The organism is Pseudomonas sp. B21-031 (assembly GCF_024748985.1).
Classification (GTDB): domain Bacteria; phylum Pseudomonadota; class Gammaproteobacteria; order Pseudomonadales; family Pseudomonadaceae; genus Aquipseudomonas; species Aquipseudomonas kermanshahensis.
Genome location: NZ_CP087181.1, coordinates 2,249,018 through 2,267,971 on the forward strand (window position 1 = coordinate 2,249,018; position 18,954 = coordinate 2,267,971).

The following is an 18,954-nucleotide window of genomic DNA, read 5'->3' on the forward strand; positions in this document are numbered from 1 at the left end:
GTCAGATGGCCAACTGTAAGAATTTCAAGGCGTTATCATGAGTGAAGATGCACAAGATGTGGTGCTGGTGGTCGAGGACGAGCCGGCGATTCGGATGATTTTGCGCGACTACCTGGCCGGCGAGGGGTATCACGTGCTGGTGGCCGAAGACGGCGAGCAGGCGTTCAAGATCCTGGCGAGCAAGCCGCACCTGGACCTGATGGTCACCGATTTTCGATTGCCAGGGGGCATCTCTGGGGTGGATATCGCCGAGCCCGCAGTCAAACTGCGGCCGGAGCTGAAGGTGATTTTCATCAGTGGCTACCCGGCGGAGATTCTTGAATCGGGCAGCCCGATCACGCGCAAGGCGCCGATCCTGGCCAAGCCGTTCGACCTGGATACCCTGCACGAGCAGATCCAGGTCCTGTTGCGCTGAGGCTGCCCGAATGTAGGAGCAGCCTTGTGCTGCGAAGAGGCCATTGCAGCCATAGAGAAGCAGGTGCCCCTGCCGGCCTCTTCGCAGCACAAGGCTGCTCCTACAAAAGCGCGAACGATTGCAGTCATAGAAAAGCAGGTGGCCATGCCGGCCTCTTCGCAGCACAAGGCTGCTCCTACAACAGTGTGAACGTTTAGCGCAGGGTTCGCTCAATGCCCCCCAGCAGCAGGCTTTCCATCAAGGCCAGCCCTTCGCCTTCCGGTAGGCGCCGTGCCTGCAGCAGCCCTGGCAACTGGTTGAGCAACGTCGCCAGCACATGCGCGGTCGCCGCCAGTGCTTCGCCTTTAAGGCTTGCCCGCGGTGCAATCAGGTGCAGCACCCCGGTTTCGTAACGCCTGCGCAGTAGCATCAGGCGTGCCTGTTGCGCCTCGCTCAAACAGCAAAAATCCCGCTCGGCCAGGCGAAACTGCAACGGCCGCTCAGCATGCAACTGCCAATGTGCCGCAATCAGGCACGACAACGCCGAACCGCCACGGGCCATGGCTCTGCGCCCAAGGTCCAGGGTCGCCTGCAGCTCCTCGTACAATTCTTCGATCAAGTCGTACAGCAGGTCCTGCTTGCTGGGGAAGTGGTGATACAGCGAACCCGCAGTCAGCCCGACGTGGGTCGCCAGCTCACGCATGCTGACCTGGCCGAAGCCCTTTTCGGCAAACAACGCCATGGCCCGGTCACGTCGCTCTTCAAAATTGGCACAGCGCATTGCAGCGTTGACCGGGGGCATGGCACTTGCTCCTCAATAAGTGAAGAAACCGCGGCCGCTCTTGCGCCCCAGCCAACCGGCCGCGACCATTTCCTTGAGCAACGGCGCTGGGCGGTACTTGCTGTCACTGAAGCCCTCATGGAAGGCCTCCATGATTGCCAGCAGGGTATCCAGGCCGATCAGGTCGGCCAGTGCCAGAGGGCCGATCGGCTGGTTACAGCCCAGGCGCATGCCCGTGTCGATGTCCTCGGCACTGGCCAGGCCTTCTTGGCGCACGAAGATCGCTTCGTTGATCATCGGCACCAGGATGCGGTTGACCACAAAACCTGGGCGATTGCCGGCGCTGATCGGGGACTTGCCCACCTTCTCGGTCACCAGCAAGGCCTGGGCATAGGTGCTGTCGCTGGTCTGCAGGCCACGAATGATCTCGACCAGGGCCATCATCGGCACCGGGTTGAAAAAGTGCACACCGATGAACCGCTCGGGGTGCTCGATGCTCGCGGCCAATTGCGTGACCGACAGCGACGAGGTGTTGGTGGCAATCAGGCAGTCGGCGGCCACGCTGGCTGCCACTTGCTGAAGGATGCGCTGCTTGAGCTGCAGGTTTTCGGTCGCTGCCTCGATCACCAACTGCGCGCCACTGAGTTGCGCGTAGTCGGTGCTGGTGCGAATACGGGCTTTCGCCGCCTCGGCCTTTTCGGCGTCGAGCGTGCCTTTGCTGACCTGGCGTTCGAGGTTTTTGCGCAAGGTAGCCACGCCACGCTCCAGCGCGGCATCGGCAACGTCCACCAGTAGCACGTGATAGCCCGCCACGGCGCACACCTGGGCAATGCCGTTGCCCATGGTGCCCGCGCCGATCACGGCAATCTGTTCGATGTTCATGTGTCAGTTTCCTCAGACGCGCTCGAAGACCACGGCGATGCCTTGGCCGCCGCCAATGCACATGGTGGCCAGGGCGTAGCGGCCCTGAATGCGGTGCAGTTCATGGATGGCCTTGGTGGCGATGATCGCGCCGGTGGCGCCGACCGGGTGGCCGAGGGAGATACCTGAACCGTTCGGGTTGACCTTTTCCGGGTCGAAGCCGAGCTCGCGGGCCACGGCGCAGGCCTGGGCGGCGAAGGCTTCGTTGGACTCGATCACGTCCAGGTCCTGGATGTTCAGGCCGGTTTTTTCCAGCACCTTGCGGGTTGCCGGGATCGGGCCCAGGCCCATCAGCTCCGGCTCGACGCCGGCATGGGCGTAGCCCACCAGGCGTGCCAGCGGTTTCAGGCCCAGGCGGCGCACGGCGTCACCATTGGCCAGCACCAGGCCGGCCGCGCCGTCGTTGATGCCACTGGCATTGCCGGCGGTGACGGTGCCGTCCTTCTTGAATACGGTCTTCATGCCGGCCAGCTGCTCGGCGGTGACATCGCCACGCACGTGCTCGTCGACGCTGAACTGTACGCTGCCTTTGCGGGTTTTCAGTTCCAGTGGGACGATCTGGCTGGTGAAGCGGCCCTCGGCAATGGCACGCGCGGCGCGGCGCTGGCTGGTCAGGGCCAGCTCGTCCTGCATTTCACGGGTGATGCCGTGTTTGGCCGAGACGTTTTCGGCCGTGATGCCCATGTGGAAGTGTTCGAAGGGGTCTTGCAGCACGCCGACCGTGTAGTCGATGCCTTGCAGGTCGCCCATGCGTGCGCCCCAGCGGGCTTGTGGCAGCAGGTACGGGCCACGGCTCATGGACTCGGCGCCCGCCGCCAGGGCCACATCGGTGTCGCCCAGCAGCAGGCACTGTGCCGCCGAGACAATGGCTTGCAGGCCCGAACCGCACAGGCGGTTGACGTTGAAGGCTGGGGTTTCCTTGGGGATACCCGCGTTCATCGCTGCAACCCGCGCCAGGTAGGCATCACGGGGTTCGGTGGGGATCACGCTGCCCATCACCACATGGCCGATTTGCCCAGCGTCCACGCCCGCGCGTTCGATGGCGGCACGCGTCACGGCGGTGGCGAGGTCGGCAAGCGGCAGGTCCTTGAGGGAACCGCCAAAGCCACCAATGGCTGAACGGACGGCACTGACGACGTAAATTTCTGCGCTGCTCATAGGGGCTCCAATTGCGAAGGCATGGCGGGACCGGGCCTGGCTCTGCGAGAATGGCGGGCGATCCCTTCGTTCATCCGAGTCTAGGCAAAGGCTCTGCCAGAGCCTATGCCGGATCTGTTCAATCAACCTGGCACTTTTTGCCACTCAGCATAGACAGCGAAATCCGCCATGCGCGATAGCGATACGGTCGCCGTGTACTTCCTTGAAGCCATGCTTCATGCCCTGCGCGCGCGCCCGGACGTGCGCGATGCACACCTGCGTGCGGTCGGCATCGACCCGCAACTGCTCGAACAGCCCCAAGCCCGCGTGCCGGCCAAGGCATTCGCCCAGCTGTGGCTGGCCCTGATCGAACTGTTGGACGACGAGTTTTTCTGCCTCGACAGCCACGGCATGCCGCTGGGCAGCTTTGCCCTGATCTGCCGTGGCCTGATTCAGGAGCCGAACCTGGAAAAGGCCTTGCGTCAGTGCATGGGCGGTTTTGGCCTGTTCCTGCGTGACCTGCGCGGCAGCCTCACGCTGCGCGGCGGCAGGGCGGTGATCAGCGTGCAGTCGAGCATTGCCGACCCGGTTACGCGTGTGTATGCCGAAGAAACCTACCTGGTGCTGATGATCGGCTTGCTGTGCTGGCTGGCAGGGCGGCGCATCGCCATCGACCGCACCGAGCTTGCGGTATCGCGCCCTGCGCAGGACGATGACCTGCTGTTGTGGGGGCCTGACCTGCGCCTGGGCAGTGGGCGTACCGAAGTGGAGTTCGACAGTGCCTACCTGCGCCTGCCGGTGGTGCAGGATCTGTCAGCCCTGAAGACCTTTTTGCGCAGCGCCCCCCAAGGCCTGGTCATCCGCTTTCGCAACCAGAACGGCCTGGTGGCCGAGGTCTATCGCCATCTACGCGCACGCCGCTACGGGCAATGGCCGACGTTGGCCGCGTTGGCGCAGGTGCAGGGAATCAGCGCCAGCACTTTCCGCCGTCAGCTGGAGCGGGAGGGGCGTTCGTACCAGCAGATAAAGGACGAAGTACGCCGGGCGATGGCCTTCGAGCGCCTGCGCGAAGGGGTGCTGAGCATCGCCGAGGTTGCCGAGCAGGCTGGGTTCCAGGAGCCCAGTGCATTCCACCGGGCGTTCAAGAAATGGACCGGGCAGAGCCCCGGCAGCTATCGGGCCAAGTTGACCGGGCGCAGTGGCTAAGCTGACACCATCAGGCCGGCACCATCGCAAAGCCGACGCCGAAGCGGTTCCAGGCATTGATGGTGGCGATGGCCAGCGTCAGGTTGACCACTTCCTGCGGCTCGAAATGCGCTTGCAGCGCTTGGTATTCCGGTTGTGGCGCACCGCGCTCTGGCAGCCGGGTCAGGCACTCTACCCACGCCAGTGCGGCGCGTTCACGTGGGGTGAAGTAGGCGGTTTCCTGCCACACGCTCAGTGTCTGCAGGCGTGCCTCGGTTTCGCCGGCCTGGCGCGCGTCATTGGCGTGCATGTTGACGCAATAGGCGCAGCCGTTGATCTGCGAAGCGCGCAGGCGCACCAGTTCGAGCAGTGAATTCTCCAGGCCGCACTTGGCCAGGGCCTGTTCCAGGCCGACCATGGCTTTGTAGGCGTCCGGTGCGTGCTTGGCCCATTCGATACGGGTGTTCATGGTGTTCTCCAGAAGGTGTTGGGTGGACATGGCGCTACCTTAGCGCTGTGCAGCGATCAGCCCGATAGCCAATCGCACACTTTGCCCGGAGGCCAATCTGGGCATTCAGGTGGCCACTGAGGTGCATCCAATCTCTTCATTTCTGCCAAGGCCGACAAGCCGGGATAATGGCCAGGTCTTGCAGAAGGAGTACCGACTCATGTCCGAAGAACGCTATATGCGCGAAGCACTCGAACTGGCCCGCACCAACATTCAGGCCGGTGGCCGGCCCTTTGGTGCGGTGCTTGTCTACCAGGGGCAGGTGGTGGCGCGCGCGGTCAACGAGATCCACAGCACCCAGGACCCGACCGCCCATGCCGAGATGCAGGCCATCCGCAAGGCCGCGCATGCCTTGGGCCAGGCTCGTCTGGACGGTGCCGAGGTCTACGCCAGCGGTCACCCGTGCCCGATGTGCCTGGCGGCCATGCACCTGTGCGGCATCGAGCGTGCCTGGTTCGCTTATGACAACGATGAAGGCGAACCCTTCGGCTTGTCCACCGCTGCGGTGTATGCGCAGATGGCGCGCCCACCGCAACAGCAGAGCCTGCCGTTGCGGCCGCTGAAACCCAGTGGCGAAGCCGGCCTGTACCTTGAGTGGAAGCAGGCCAACACGCAATGAGAACTGCCTTTAATCTGTTGCTGGTGGTGCTGCTGGCGCTGAACTTGCGCCCGATCCTCACCAGCATCGGGCCGCTGCTCGAACCCATGCGCGCCAGTACCGGCCTGGGCTATCAGCAGGCCGCACTGCTGACCGCGCTGCCCGTGTTGTGCATGGGCCTGGTGCCGTTGTTGCAACCTTGGTTGCGGCGCTGGATCAGCGAACATGGCGGCATGCTCGCCGGCTTGTCGGGCATTGCGCTGGCGTGCCTGTGGCGCTTGCAACTGGACAGTGCCTGGGCATTGATTGCCAGCGCCGTGGTCGCGGGCCTCGGCGTGGCGGTGGTCCAGGGCATGATGCCGGGGTTGGTCAATCGCTGGTTCCCGACCCGCCTGGCTGGGGCCATGGGCATGTATTCTGCGGCCTTGATGAGTGGTGGCGGCTTGGCGGCGGTGCTTGGCCCGCATATCAGTGGTTACTTCGGCCATTGGCAGGCCGGGCTGGGCCTGTGGGCGATCCCGGCGCTTGTGGCGCTGCTGGCCTGGACGCTGCTGCGGCCACGGCAGGCTACGCCGACACTGGCGGGTGCCGCGGGCGGGCATTGGTTCGGCACCCGCCGTGCCTGGTTGCTGGCGGTGTATTTCGGCCTGATCAATGGTGGCTATACCAGCATGGTCGCCTGGCTGCCGGCCTATCACCTGGAGCACGGCGGAACCGCCCAGGGCGGTGGTGATCTGGTGGGGCTGATGACGATCTTCCAGGTTGCCGGCGCGCTGGGGATGCCGTTGTTGCTGCGCCGCTGGGTGGACCGTCGGCCAGGTTTATGGCTGGCGCTTACGATCCAACTGGCCGGCTTTCTTGGGCTGCTACTGGCGCCCACGCTGAGCATGGGCCTGTGGGTGGCGATGATCGGCTTTGGCCTGGGGGCGTGTTTCAGCCAGAGCCTGACGCTGACCCTGGAGCACCTGAAAACACCCGCTGAAGCGGGGAGCCTGGCGGCCTTTGTTCAAGGGATCGGCTTCATCATTACCGGGATCGTGCCGTACATAACCGGCTGGCTGCGCGACGTCAGTGGCGACTTCCAGGCGTCGTGGGTGCTGTTGACCGTGACGGTGGTGGCGATGCTGCTGGTGACAGCCTGTTTTGCGCCACGCGGCTATGCGGCTGCCATTGCCCGTTCGGCGCCGAACGGCCAGGCCGCGTCGGTCAGCTAAGGCGCTGCAGGGTATCGCGAACACGGTCAAGGGCGGGGTCGATGTCGAGCAGCTCGATGGCGCCGAAGCCCATTACCAGCCCAGGGCGCACAGGCACGTCACTGAAGAAGGGTGCCAGCGAGTAAAGGCCGACCTCCACCTTGCGTGCGAGGTTGGCCAGCAGTTCGACATCCACCCCCGGCGTGGCCAACGCGCTCAGGTGGAAACCGGCGCTGGCCGGCACGGCGCTGAACCAAGGCGCCAGGTCGCCGCCCAGACGGGCGAGAATGCGCTCGCGGCGGGCACTGTAGACATCGTGGCAGCGGCGGATGTGCTTGTTCAGGTGGCCCTCGCTGATGAAGCGCGCCAGTGCCCATTGCAGCAGGGTCGGGCTGTGCCAGTCGCTCAGGTGCTTGGCCACGCAGGCGGCTTTCAGCACGGCGGGCGGCAACACGGCGTAGCCCAGGCGCAGCTCCTGCAGCAGGGTCTTGGAGAAGGTCCCGACGTAGGCCACCAGGCCATGCCGGTCGAGGCGCTGCAAGGCGTCGGCGGGCGGCCCCTGGTAGCGGAACTCGCAGTCGTAATCGTCCTCGATGATCAACGCGCCAAGCTCGGCGGCGCGTGCCAGCAACGCCCGCCTGCGCGGCTCGCTCATCGGCATGCCGAGCGGGAACTGGTGTGACGGGGTCACGTAGATCAGCCGCGTGCCGTCGGCGATCTGCTCGACACACATCCCTTGATCATCGACCGGTATTGATTGCAGGCGTGCGCCCAAGGCCAGGAACAGTTGACGGGCCGGCGGGTAACCCGGGTCTTCCATGGCCACCGGGCAGCCCGGTTCGATCAGTACCCGGGCGATCAGGTCCAGCGCCTGTTGCGCGCCATTGCATACCAACACGTCCGCTGCGTTGCAATGCACGCCGCGGGCGTAGGCGATGTGGTGGGCGATGGCTTCGCGCAGCTCAGGCAGCCCCTGGGCAGAGAACTGCCGCTCGGGGTGCCGCTGGCTGCGGCGCAGGGCGTAGTTCAGGCAGCTGCGCCATTGGTCGAATGGGAACTGCGTCTTGCTCGAAGCACCGCCAACGAAGTCATAGCGCGACGGTGCTTGCAGTTGTGGCCTGCCCAGCACGGTCGCGCGTTGCTGCCAGCGTTCGAGGGAGGCTGCACCCGCCAAGGGGAGGGCCGTTGCCTCGTTCGAACGCAAGGGGTGGCGCGGGGTAATGAACGTACCGCGACCGACCACGCCACTGAGCAGGTTGTCATAGGTAAGCCTGGAGTACGCTTCGGCCACAGTCTTGCGCGACACGCCCAGTTGTTCGGCCAGCAGCCGGGTGGGCGGCAATTGGCTGCCGGCCGCCAGGTGGCCACTGTCGATGCCCGCGCGCAGTTGCTGGTAGAGCTGGTCGGCCAGGCCTTTGCGGCCTTCCAGGCGGATGTGCAGTTCCATGAAACGATCCGGTGCAGGGGAATGCTGAGGATAGCGGATCGCACTTCGACGTACAGTGCCAATGCACCGTGTTGCGCCTACAAGCGTGCCGTGCTGACCGTGATGTAGCCTTTGTCGGGCAGGGCGATGCGGATCACCGTTTCATCGGCCGGTGCCTTGTGCTTTTGCTTGATACGCACCCCGTCAACCGCAGCCGCCCGCATCCGGTGGGTGATGGCGCGGCCACTGGCGTCGAAGAAGGCTTCACTGGCCAGCAACTCGATGCGCTCGATCAACTGGCGGGTGCGCTCGTCGGTGGCACAGAAGAACAGCACACCCGACAGGTGCGGGTCGTCATCAGGGTTGCTGACCTCGTGGGCCAGCAATTCACGCAGGGTGTGGCGCAGTTCGGCGGTGGGGCGAGTGGACTGGTGCATGCGGGGGGCTCCTCTGGGTCGTCCAGAGGGGATCATGTTTTCAGCAGTCAGGCGCGACAAGTAGGACATTTCTGACGTAGTTGTGGGGGATTTCCGAAAGTGTTTCAGCCTAGTGATTTTCTGCGCTTATGAGATCGAGCGCCGCGCGGGCGGCGCTCGATCTCCCAGGCGCTGCATATCTAGCGTCATACCTATCCCGCCCCCAAACCCGCATCGACAATTTCAACCCAATGCCGCACCGGCGTGCGCCCGGCCCCACCAAGGTGGGTCTGGCAACCGATGTTGGCAGTAACAATGACCTGCGGCCTGCCGCTCTCCAAGGCATTCAGCCGGTTGTCCCGCAACTGCCGCGACAGCTCTGGCTGGGTCAGCGAATAGGTCCCCGCCGACCCACAGCACAAATGGCCATCCTGTACCGCGGTCAGGGTAAAACCGAGCCGAGTCAGCAGGCCTTCCACCGCGCCGCCAAGCTTGAGCGCGTGCTGCAAAGTGCAGGGACAATGAAAGGCCACGCGCTGCTCGGCGCACAGCCCAAGCTGCTCGACCGGCGCTTCGCACAGCACTTCCACCAAGTCGCGAGACAAGGCACTGACTCGCGCCGCCTTGGCGGCATACCGCGGGTCCGCCTCCAGCAAGTGGCCGTAATCGCGCACGAACGCCCCGCAGCCGCTGGCAGTTTGCACGATGGCTTCGGCCCCTGCCTCGATGGCCGGCCACCAGGCGTCGATGTTGCGCCGGGCGCGGTCCAGGCCTTGAGCTTGGGCATTGAGGTGGTACTCCACCGCACCACAGCAACCGGCTTCGCGAATCGGTTCGACGCTGATCCCCAACCGGTCCAGCACGCGGGCGGCAGCGGCGTTGGTATTGGGCGACAGCGCTGGCTGCACGCAGCCTTCAAGCAACAGCACCCGGCGGGCATGCCGTGGCGCCGGCCGTACGCCGGGTGCGGTCACCCGGGCGGGCAGCTTGCTTTTCAGGCCTGCCGGCAGCACCGGGCGCAAGGCTTGCCCAGTGCGGCACAGGGCCTTGAACAGCGCAGGGCGCGGCACCACCGCCCGCAGGCCCCCGTGCAGCAGGCGCTGGCCAAGCGGGCGTGGCACTTGCTGTTCGACCACGGCGCGGCCGATGTCCAGCAAGTCGTGGTACTTCACGCCTGAAGGGCAGGTGGTTTCGCAGTTGCGGCAGGTCAGGCAGCGGTCCAGGTGCAGTTGCGTGCTGGCGGTGATCGGTGCGCCTTCGAGCACCTGTTTGATCAGGTAGATGCGCCCGCGAGGGCCATCCAGTTCGTCGCCGAGTAACTGATAGGTGGGGCAGGTGGCGGTGCAGAATCCACAGTGCACGCAGCTACGCAGAATGCGTTCGGCCTCTTCGGCGCGGGGCAGGCGTTTGGCGGCTTCGCTCAGGTTGGTTTGCATGGTGTGCCCTCACAGGTCTGGGTGCAGGCGGCCAGGGTTGAAGATGCCCTGGGGGTCGAGCTGCTGTTTGAGGGCTTTGTGGTAGCGCAGCAGGGCGGTGGGCAACGGTGCGCTGCTCTGTTCGCCAGGTGCGTAGCAAGTGGCATGGCCGCCGACCTGGGCGACCGTTGCGCGGATCAATTGCGCTGTTGCGCTCGACTTCAGCCAGCGCTGCGCGCCGCCCCAGTCGATCAGTTGCCGCCCGGGCAGGTTCAGCTCCCCGGTGGCGTTGGGCACGGACAGCCGCCACAGCGGTGACGGGTCGTCAAAAAAAGCCAGGCGCTGTTCGCGCAGGTCGTTCCAGAAACAGCTGTCGAGCACGTCACCTCCCAAGCGTTGGCGTGCCGACTGCACCGAGCCTTCACCGCCTTCCAGGCGCAGGTACAGCGCCTCGCCGTCATGGCAGGCAGCGCTGATCGGCAGCGGCTGCTGGCCCCAGGTGGTAAGCGCCGCCAGCGCCTGGTGACGGTCCATCGGCAGGCATAGGCTCAGGCATTGGCGCGGGCGCGGCAGTACTTTCAGCGACACCTCGGTCAGCAGGCCAAGGCAACCGAAACTGCCGACCATTAGCCGCGAGACGTCATACCCGGCGACGTTCTTCATGACTTCACCCCCAAAACGCAGCAGTTTGCCGTGGCCAGTGATCACCCGGGTGCCGAGCACATGATCGCGCACCGCTCCGGCCCAGGGCCGGCGTGGCCCAGACAACCCCGCCGCAACGACACCGCCGAGGGTCGCTTCGGGGCCGAGGTGCGGGGGCTCGCAAGGCAGCATCTGGCCAGCCTCGTGCAGCGCTGCCTCGACTTCCTGCAGCGGCGTGCCGGCGCGTGCGGTCAGTACCAGTTCGGTGGGGTCGTAGCTGACGATACCGCGATGGGCCCGGGTATCGATGACTTCCCCGGCGACCGGGCAGCCGAGCATGGCCTTGCTGTTGCCGCCCTGGATTCGCAGTGGTGTGCCCAGGTTCAGAGCCTGGTTGACCTGCTCCAGCAGGGCCTGGCTGATGTCGCGGTCCTTGCCCATCAGAAACGCTCCAGGTCGGGGAAGGGCAATTGCCCGTGGTGCACGTGCATCGCGCCGAACTCGGCGCAGCGGTGCAGGGTGGGGATGTTCTTGCCAGGGTTGAGCAACCCTTGTGGGTCGAAGGCGGCCTTGACGGCGTGGAACAGGGTGATTTCGTCGCTGTTGAACTGCGCGCACATCTGGTTGATCTTCTCCCGCCCGACGCCGTGCTCGCCGGTAATGCTGCCGCCTACCGCGACGCACAGTTCGAGGATCTTGCCGCCAATGGCTTCGGCGCGTTCCAGTTCGCCGGGCAGGTTGGCATCGAACAGGATCAGCGGGTGCATGTTGCCATCGCCGGCATGGAACACATTGGCCACGCGCAAACCGTACTGTTCGGAGAGTGCGCTGATGCCCTTGAGTACGCGGGGCAGCTCGCGGCGTGGGATGGTGCCATCCATGCAATAGTAGTCGGGTGAAATACGCCCTACCGCCGGGAAGGCGTTCTTGCGCCCGGCCCAGAAGCGCGCGCGTTCTGCCTCGTCACAGGCCAGCCGCACCTCGCGTGCGCCGGCTTGGGTCAGCACGGCCGCGACCCGCTCGCAGTCGTCATGCACATCGGCTTCGACACCATCGAGTTCGCACAGCAGAATCGCCGCCGCATCCACGGGGTAGCCCGCGTGGATGAAGTCCTCGGCAGCGCGAATCGCCAGGTTATCCATCATCTCCAGTCCGCCGGGGATTATCCCGGCGCCGATGATGTCGGCCACTGCCCTGCCGGCGTCCTCGACGCAGTCGAAGCTGGCGAGCAACACCCGCGCCACCTGGGGCTTGGGCAGCAACTTGACGGTCACTTCGGTGATGATGCCGAGCATGCCTTCGGAGCCGGTGAACAGTGCCAACACGTCGAAACCGGGGCTGTCGAGGGCGTCGCTGCCCAGTGTCAGGCGTTCCCCCTCGACTGTGAGCATCTCCACCTTGAGCAGGTTGTGCACGGTTAAACCGTACTTCAAGCAATGCACGCCCCCGGCATTTTCGGCCACGTTGCCGCCGATGGAGCAGGCGATTTGCGAAGACGGGTCGGGGGCGTAGTGCAGGCCATGGGGCGCGGCAGCCTGGGAGATGGCCAGGTTGCGCACCCCGGGCTGAACACGGGCGAAGCGCCCGTCGGGGTTTATTTCGAGAATGCGGTTGAAGCGCGCCATTACCAGCAGGATGCCTTTGGCCAGTGGCAGGGCACCCCCGGAAAGCCCGGTGCCGGCACCGCGCGCCACCACCGGTACGCCACGTTGGTGGCAGAGTTGCAATAAGGTCTGAACCTGTTCCAGGCGTTCAGGCAGGACCACCAGCAGGGGCACAGTCCGGTAGGCGGAAAGCCCGTCACACTCGTAAGGTTTGAGGTCTTCTGCGCGATGAAGCATCGTCAGGTCCGGCAGCGCATCGCGCAGGGCCTTGAGCAGGGCGGGCAGGTCCACGTCAGGCAGCGCTCCATCGACCCGCTCGTCGTAGAGGATGTTCATGGGGCTCACTCGGCGGCAATTGTTATTGTCGTTGGAAGCGTATCACCCCTTCAGCCTGCGTGTGCCCGCAGCACACCCACGCCTGTTAAATCTGCGAAGAGAAGCAGTCGTGGGTGTGCTGAGTGCAAGGTTTCAATGATTTGCGACAGGATCGTCCTGGGAGAGAATGGCCCGGGCCAGTTCTTCGTCGTTGGCCTGCAGGCCGGGATGGTCCTTGCGTGCCTGTTCCAGCGCCGATTCCACGTAGGCACCGCGGATAGCACCGCCGCTGGCGACGAAGGCAGACAGCTCGTCACGGGCCGGGATAATCCGTTTATCGTCCTTGAAGGTCGAATACAGCGAAGCGGAAACACCGGCCGAGGTGGCCACGTCGCCCGCATCGACGCGGGCCAGGGCAGCACCGGCAGGCAGCAGGAGCAGCAGCGCGGGGGCGAGGAATAGGTGGCGCATAGTGTGTTCTCCAGTAGCGTCAAGCCCAAGGAAATAAACCACTCACTGAGTAAGAGAGCTTGGGAGTGCGAGTAGTTCAATTTTTGCCAGGGGACTGCCGCACGCGCTGGACATGCACGGTCTTGCGTCGTGGGTAGGAGCAGCCTTGTGCTGCGACGAGGCCGGTGATGCCACACCAACTTTTGTGTTGCATTCACCGGCCTCTTCGCAGCACAAGGCTGCTCCTACACAGCGCGTAAGATCAGGCCAACTGGTACGTGGTTTTCACCCGGGTGAAGAACTGCCGTGCGTGAGTGCCTTGCTCTCGTGAGCCCAGGCTCGATGCACCATTGCCACCAAATGGCACGTGGTAATCCACGCCCGCCGTGGGCAGGTTGACCATGACCATGCCCGCCGAACTGTTGCGCTTGAAATGCTCGGCATGGCGCAGCGACGTGGTGACGATCCCGGCCGACAAACCAAACGCGGTGTCCTCGGCAGCTGCAAACGCCTCGTCGTAGTCACGTACCTTGAGCACACTCAACACCGGGCCGAAGATTTCTTCGCGGTAGATGCGCATCTGCGGCGTCACGTCGGTGAACAGCGCGGGTGTGAACAGGTATGCCCCGTCCTTGTTGTCGATGCGTTCGCCGCCGCACACCAGCGTCGCGCCTTGCTCAAGGCCTGAGGCCACGTACGAAAGGTTCTGCTCCAACTGCCGGCTATCGACCACGGGGCCGATGTCGGTGGTGGGCTGCAATGCATCGCCCACATTCAGCGCCCGGGTACGCTCGGCCAGGCGCGCCACGAACGCGTCATGAATACCCGCGGTGACGATCACCCGAGAGCTTGCCGTGCAGCGTTGGCCGGTGCTGTAGAACGAGCCGTTCAATGCCACCTCCACGGCCTGCTCCAGGTTCGCATCGTCCAGCACGATCAATGGGTTTTTGCCCCCCATCTCCAGTTGCACTTTCTTCATGCCATCGGCCGCCAGCCTGGCGATCTGCCGGCCGGTGTGCTCGGAGCCGGTGAAGCTGATGCCATCCACCAGCGGCGAGCGGATCAGGGTGTCGCCGACGCTGCGCCCCGGCCCGATCAGCAGGTTGAACACACCGGCGGGTAAACCGGCCCGCGAGATGATTTCGGCCAGCGCCCAGGCCGAGGAGGGCACCAATTCGGCTGGCTTGAACACTACACAGTTGCCGAAACACAGGGCTGGGGCGATCTTCCAGGCCGGGATGGCGATCGGGAAGTTCCACGGCGCGATGATGGCGACCACGCCCAGCGGCTGGGTAAACACATCGATGCCTACGTCCTGGCGTACCGACTGGTATTTCTCGCCTTCGGCGCGCAGGGCTTCCTGGGCGTAGAACTTGAACGAGCGGCCGGCACGGTCGACTTCGCCCAGTGCCTCACGCGCCACCTTGCCTTCCTCGCGGGCCAGCAGTGTGGCCAGTTCTTCTCGGCGGGCGAGGATTTCGCTGCCAATGAAGTCCAGCGCATCGGCGCGTTGCTGCGGGTTGCTGCGCGCCCAAGCGGGGGCGGCGCGGCGGGCAGCAAGCAGGGCCTGTTCGGTCAGTGCCTGATCGGCGCGGGCGAAGCGCTCTACCACCTCGCTCGGGTTGGACGGGTTGCGGTTTTCCAGCACATCGCTGCTGCCTGGGGCGACGAAGGCGCCATCGACATAGCTGCTCTTGGTGACCAGGGTCATGCGGTTCGGCTCCTTTTTACGTTGGCTTGGCGGGCGACGAAGTCGCTGATGTTGTCCACGGCGCTGTCCATTAATTGCTGCATGGCATCTTCACTGCTCCAGGCAATGTGCGGGTTGAGCAAGAAATCATCGCGCTCGATCAGTTGGAACAGCGGGTTGCTAGGGTGCAGTGGCTCGTGCTCGACCACATCCAGCGCCACGCCGCCCAGGCGGCCGTCCCGTAGCGCCTGGATCAGCGCGGCTTCGTTGACCACGCCGCCACGGCCGGTATTGACCACCAGGGCGTCCGGCTTCATCAGGGCCAGTTGTTCGGCATCGATGAGGTTGTAGGTGTCGGGCGTCAGCGGGCAGTTGATCGACAGCACGTCGCAACTGCGCAGCAGTTCGGCCAGCGGTCGGCAGTCCGGCCCCTGGCGCTTGCCGCCACGGTCTTCAAACAGCACCTGCATGCCGAAGGCCCGCGCCAGGTGCGCCAGACGCAGTGCGATCGGGCCGCTGCCGATGATTGCCAGCTGCTTGTCGCGCACGTCGCGGATGCGGTGGTTGAAGTAGATGTTCTGCTGCGGCTTCTCGCCGGCATGCACCTGGCGCATCAAACGCGTGAACGCGGCCGGGCGGCGGAACAGTTCGAGGATCATCGCCAGGCTGTGCTCGGCCACGGTGTTGGCGGCATAGCCCGGCACACTGGCCACTTCGATGCCATGGGCATCGCAGTAATCGACATCGACGATATCGCGGCCGGTGAGGGCCAGCGAAATCATCTTCAGTTTTGGCAACTGACGCAGGTGTTCCTCACGCAGCGGCACGCTGCAGGTAAAGGCGATGGTTGCGTCCTTGAGGTGTTCGAGCACCTGCTCGGGGTGGGTGTAGGCAAACTGCTGCCAGGTGTGCTCGCAGGCCGGGCGCTTTAGGCGGGTGGAGGGCGCCAGGCCCTCGTCGTCGAGCAGTACGATATGTTCGCTCACGGTCCGTTTCCTTATTTTTTCTGGGCCGGCACGTAGCCGGCTGGGGCCATGGCCACCAGGCGGCGGGTGAGGAAACCGGCGTCCTGGTCATGGTCTTCGAGCGATTCCTTGCGGACCAGGGCATCACGCACCATGTGCGCGCCAAAGAAGCGGAACGGCTCTGGCGGCAGCATCTTCATCTTCTGGTTGACCAGGCCGCAGTTGGCCCATTCGTCATTGGCATGCTCGACCAGCGACTTGATGATGCGGCTGGCAAACACGGTGGTGGCCACGCCATTGCCAGAGAAGCCGATGCCGTAACTGATGTTCTGGTGGTGATCGAGGTAGCCGAAGTTCGGCAAGCCCTTCATGGCCCGGTCGATGGGGCCGGTCCAGCTGCTGACCACCGGTACATCGGCAAGTTGCGGGTACAGCCGGCGCAGCTCGGCAGCCACTTTATCGGCAGCAGGGGAAGGCTTCTCGTAGAGGTTGCCGATGCGTCCGGCATAAGCGAATTGGCCCAGCGGCTTGCCGAAGACTACGCGGCCATCAGGGGTGTTGCGCCAGTAGTTGAGCACGGTGCGCGAGTCGGTCATGCATTCGCCGCGGCTGAAACCGATGGCATCGAGCTTGGCCTTGACAGGGGCTGTCGCCACCATGTCGCTGGACATGATCGCAATCATTCGGCGCAACTCTGGGAACTGTGCGCCCCAGGCGTTGAGTGCCAGCACCACGTGCTTGGCCTTCACATGGCCCTTGGCGGTGTGCACCACCGGGTTGGCGCCACGCTGCAGGTGGGTGAACGGCGATTTCTCGAAGACCTGCACGCCAAGCTTCAGCGCCACCCGGCGCAGGCCCCGCGCGAGCATGGCGGGCTGTACGGTGGCGGCGTTGGGGTCATAGATGCCACCCAGTACCAGCGGTGAGCCGACCCGCCCGCGAATGGTCTGGCGGTCAAGCTCTTGGAATGGGTTGACGTCTAGCTTTTGCAGGCCATCGGTCAGCACCCGCCAGGAGTTCATCTGGCGTTGGTTCGTGGCCGTCCACAACCAGCCATCCTTGCGGTACTGCGCGTCGATGCCATGTTCCTGGCAAAAGCTGCCGATCTCGTCGATGGCCGACTCTGCCGCCTCGCAGATGCGCCGCGCCTCGACGTCGCCGCAAATGGTCCGCACCGACAGGTACTTGCCCCACCAGTTGGTGGCAACGCCGCCGTTACGTCCGCTTGCGCCTGAACCGCAACGGTCGCGCTCGACGATGACGATGGTTTTTTCCGGGTGGGCCTGCTTCAGGCGGATGGCCGACCACAGGCCAAGGAAGCCACCGCCGACAATGCACACGTCGGCTTGAATCGAGTCCTGCAGGGCAGGGGCGAGGTCGCTGTCCAGGTCCAGCGCCTGGGCATACCAGAATCCACGGTACATGAGGGGTGCCTCTGAGCATGTTTGTCTTGTGTACACATGATGCTCAGTGCGGCCGGGGGGCGATATTACAGTCATGACAATTGATAGGACGTGGGCGCGTGCCTGGAGGGGGCGTTCTGAGAACGCTTACATCATAAAGGAATAAAACTGACGGCTTGTTTCTGAGGGTGATAGTTCCTGGCTAGCAGTTCTGCGAGGTCTTTTCCTCGCGGTAATCCATTAGTGTCGCCGTGTTTGAATGGGTTCGCCAAGTTCAATAGTTGCTCACCCTGGGGTGGGCTTGTCTAGTGGTTATTGCAGTAAGGTTATCTAATGATTCAAGATTATTCCGAACAGCGTAAGTCTCTCATGAGCAAGCTTAAGGTCGATTCGCTGGCGTGTGTGGGCGATCTGTCTGTAGAAGAACTGCGTGAGCAATTGGGCGATAGCGTTGATATTGACGAAGCTCGCCAGTTGCACGACCAAGTACGCCGGGCATGCAACCGAACCCTGCTCGATGAGAAAAGTACCATCATCCGTAATTCTCCGCTTGTGCCGGAGAGCCTCCAGCACGTTGACGATCAGCCGATCGAGACAACGACTAGAATTGTCCTCGATGAAAGCTGGCAGCAGGAGCGCGCACCACGATACTGTGCCCCAGGGGACGTGGCTTCAATGTTTTCGCCGGCGGCTTACCTGGCAGAGTTGTATAAGCAGGCGAAGGAGTTGTACCCCGCGACCAATCCTTGGCATATCGATCAACGCCGCCCCGACCTGCGGCAATTGATACTCAGCCAGCACAATCTGGACACGCCGATCAGTGCCCTCAGCCTGTCCAATGAGATAGTGCTGAGCCGGGCGATTGCGGCGCTTACCCAGCCGGGCAGCCCGGCGCTGAATAATGACCAGCTCCTTCAAACGCTGTCGAGCGATGTCGGCACCAGCACGACGCCGTACCATCATCATTACAACCGTCTGCGTCAGGTGTTTGTCCAGAACGATCCAGATCTGTCGCACCTACTGGCGGCATCCCATTTCGCTAAACATATGGATGACGCGGCACTGGCTTGCCTTCACTATGATATCTCGCCCGCGTTGCGCCGTTTATTGACAGACGGCATCAACGAGCAGAATGCTGAAGCGCAGTTTATCAAGTACTTTCCTGGCATGACGCCCGCTTCCATGATGCAGCCCGCGCGCTTGCGCAGTTGGTTTGGCCTGACAGACGCTGAGCTGCAAGGCTTCATGGGGGAAATGGATAAAGCTGAATACAGTGGGCGCACGCTGACGACCCGTGCCGATGACGAAATCATCGAGTTGACGTTGAGTGATACGCCTTCCAATATGCGTTATGTTCGACTGTATCCATTGCATAACGACACCTGGCAGTTGGCGTTCAAGTTTCAGATCAATCGCGTTGTTAAATTTGAACTCAGCGGTCCTTTTGAGTTTGAATTGAAAGCGTCAGATTATGGGCTCGGCCACTATGTGCAAGATGTCGAGTATCGCCACAGTTTCGAATGGGCCGACGTGCCGGCCGAGGCCGCGCTCACGGCTAAATGGACGCGGTCCCGTAGCGCTAACCATGAGAGCCGTGAAAGCACGTTAAATGTTACCTGCACGCGGTTGTCGATCGCAGCGTATCTGCTTCAGTTGAACAAGATCGTTCGCCTGTACAAAGTGACCCAGCTGTCACCACGGGCACTGCAAGACATCATAAACAGCGTTGACCCAAGCCAGATTACCGACCAGACGCTGGCCGTTGTTTTGCGCACCGCCCATTCAGTAAAGCGTTACGGCATCGATCACCAGGACGCGCTGCTCATGGCCCGGGGTTAATCTCAGAAGCGTCCGACGGCACTGAAAAAAGTCAATTCGACCGCCTGTTCAATGACCCGCCACTGGTTGCAG

Annotated in this window: 18 protein-coding genes; 5 read left to right on the forward strand and 13 right to left on the reverse strand. The window is 63.6% G+C overall.

Annotation, left to right across the window (positions count from 1 at the left end):
• Window positions 1-37 precede the first annotated feature (37 nt).
• Window positions 38-415, forward strand: coding sequence for a response regulator (locus LOY53_RS10075; protein WP_238212177.1), 378 nt, complete (start codon window positions 38-40; stop codon window positions 413-415).
• 193 nt (window positions 416-608) lie between these two features.
• On the opposite strand, the gene LOY53_RS10080 is transcribed toward LOY53_RS10075, so the two are convergent.
• Genes LOY53_RS10080 through LOY53_RS10090 form a run of 3 tightly spaced genes read right to left on the reverse strand, consistent with a single transcriptional unit; the run spans window position 609 to window position 3,254 of the window.
• Window positions 609-1,196 (reverse strand): TetR/AcrR family transcriptional regulator, encoded by a 588-nt coding sequence (locus LOY53_RS10080; RefSeq protein WP_258703947.1) that lies wholly within the window; start codon window positions 1,194-1,196, stop codon window positions 609-611.
• A 12-nt stretch (window positions 1,197-1,208) separates the two neighbouring features.
• Window positions 1,209-2,057, reverse strand: a complete 849-nt coding sequence (locus tag LOY53_RS10085; protein WP_258703948.1) for a 3-hydroxybutyryl-CoA dehydrogenase — start codon at window positions 2,055-2,057, stop codon at window positions 1,209-1,211.
• A gap of 12 nt (window positions 2,058-2,069) precedes the next feature.
• Complete coding sequence (locus LOY53_RS10090) at window positions 2,070-3,254, reverse strand: acetyl-CoA C-acyltransferase family protein (RefSeq protein ID WP_258703949.1); 1,185 nt, start codon at window positions 3,252-3,254, stop codon at window positions 2,070-2,072.
• Window positions 3,255-3,422: 168 nt separating this feature from the next.
• Here LOY53_RS10090 and LOY53_RS10095 point away from each other — a divergent pair, with 168 nt between their 5' ends.
• Window positions 3,423-4,439, forward strand: coding sequence for an AraC family transcriptional regulator (locus tag LOY53_RS10095; protein ID WP_252823576.1), 1,017 nt, complete (start codon window positions 3,423-3,425; stop codon window positions 4,437-4,439).
• A gap of 10 nt (window positions 4,440-4,449) precedes the next feature.
• Here the strand turns inward: LOY53_RS10095 and LOY53_RS10100 are convergent, their stop codons facing one another.
• Complete coding sequence (locus tag LOY53_RS10100) at window positions 4,450-4,887, reverse strand: carboxymuconolactone decarboxylase family protein (RefSeq protein WP_252827408.1); 438 nt, start codon at window positions 4,885-4,887, stop codon at window positions 4,450-4,452.
• Between the two features lie 199 nt (window positions 4,888-5,086).
• On the opposite strand from LOY53_RS10100, the gene LOY53_RS10105 reads away from it, so the two are divergent.
• Both LOY53_RS10105 and LOY53_RS10110 read left to right on the forward strand, forming a co-directional pair.
• Window positions 5,087-5,545, forward strand: coding sequence for a nucleoside deaminase (locus LOY53_RS10105; RefSeq protein WP_027593711.1), 459 nt, complete (start codon window positions 5,087-5,089; stop codon window positions 5,543-5,545).
• Window positions 5,542-6,738 carry a CynX/NimT family MFS transporter gene (locus LOY53_RS10110; RefSeq protein WP_258703950.1) on the forward strand — a complete coding sequence of 399 codons (1,197 nt, stop codon included), beginning with the start codon at window positions 5,542-5,544 and terminating at the stop codon, window positions 6,736-6,738. Before LOY53_RS10105 ends, LOY53_RS10110 begins: the two co-directional genes overlap by 4 nt.
• Here LOY53_RS10110 and LOY53_RS10115 read toward each other — a convergent pair.
• The 9 genes from LOY53_RS10115 to LOY53_RS10155 all read right to left on the reverse strand — a co-directional run bounded on the left by LOY53_RS10115 (window position 6,731) and on the right by LOY53_RS10155 (window position 17,064).
• Complete coding sequence (locus tag LOY53_RS10115; RefSeq protein WP_258703951.1) at window positions 6,731-8,164, reverse strand: PLP-dependent aminotransferase family protein; 1,434 nt, start codon at window positions 8,162-8,164, stop codon at window positions 6,731-6,733. The two genes, LOY53_RS10110 and LOY53_RS10115, sit on opposite strands and share 8 nt — an antisense overlap.
• A 77-nt stretch (window positions 8,165-8,241) precedes the next feature.
• Window positions 8,242-8,580 (reverse strand): hypothetical protein, encoded by a 339-nt coding sequence (locus LOY53_RS10120; RefSeq protein ID WP_252823579.1) that lies wholly within the window; start codon window positions 8,578-8,580, stop codon window positions 8,242-8,244.
• 191 nt (window positions 8,581-8,771) lie between these two features.
• A complete protein-coding gene (glcF, locus tag LOY53_RS10125; RefSeq protein WP_252823580.1) occupies window positions 8,772-9,995 on the reverse strand; it encodes a glycolate oxidase subunit GlcF in 1,224 nt (407 codons plus the stop codon).
• 9 nt (window positions 9,996-10,004) lie between these two features.
• Window positions 10,005-11,057 carry a glycolate oxidase subunit GlcE gene (gene glcE, locus LOY53_RS10130; RefSeq protein WP_258703952.1) on the reverse strand — a complete coding sequence of 351 codons (1,053 nt, stop codon included), beginning with the start codon at window positions 11,055-11,057 and terminating at the stop codon, window positions 10,005-10,007.
• On the reverse strand, window positions 11,057-12,556 hold the full coding sequence (gene glcD, locus LOY53_RS10135) for a glycolate oxidase subunit GlcD (RefSeq protein WP_258703953.1): 1,500 nt from the start codon (window positions 12,554-12,556) through the stop codon (window positions 11,057-11,059). Before glcD ends, glcE begins: the two co-directional genes overlap by 1 nt.
• A gap of 132 nt (window positions 12,557-12,688) precedes the next feature.
• Window positions 12,689-13,006 carry a DUF2388 domain-containing protein gene (locus LOY53_RS10140; RefSeq protein WP_099429773.1) on the reverse strand — a complete coding sequence of 106 codons (318 nt, stop codon included), beginning with the start codon at window positions 13,004-13,006 and terminating at the stop codon, window positions 12,689-12,691.
• Window positions 13,007-13,247: 241 nt separating this feature from the next.
• Window positions 13,248-14,696 carry an aldehyde dehydrogenase family protein gene (locus LOY53_RS10145; RefSeq protein ID WP_258703954.1) on the reverse strand — a complete coding sequence of 483 codons (1,449 nt, stop codon included), beginning with the start codon at window positions 14,694-14,696 and terminating at the stop codon, window positions 13,248-13,250.
• Window positions 14,693-15,661, reverse strand: coding sequence for an NAD(P)-dependent oxidoreductase (locus LOY53_RS10150; RefSeq protein WP_027593702.1), 969 nt, complete (start codon window positions 15,659-15,661; stop codon window positions 14,693-14,695). Before LOY53_RS10150 ends, LOY53_RS10145 begins: the two co-directional genes overlap by 4 nt.
• An 11-nt stretch (window positions 15,662-15,672) precedes the next feature.
• Entirely contained in the window at window positions 15,673-17,064 is a 1,392-nt protein-coding gene (locus tag LOY53_RS10155; RefSeq protein WP_099453705.1) for an FAD-binding oxidoreductase, read from the reverse strand.
• Between the two features lie 348 nt (window positions 17,065-17,412).
• Here LOY53_RS10155 and LOY53_RS10160 point away from each other — a divergent pair, with 348 nt between their 5' ends.
• Window positions 17,413-18,882, forward strand: a complete 1,470-nt coding sequence (locus tag LOY53_RS10160; RefSeq protein ID WP_258703955.1) for a Tc toxin subunit A — start codon at window positions 17,413-17,415, stop codon at window positions 18,880-18,882.
• Window positions 18,883-18,954 lie beyond the last annotated feature (72 nt).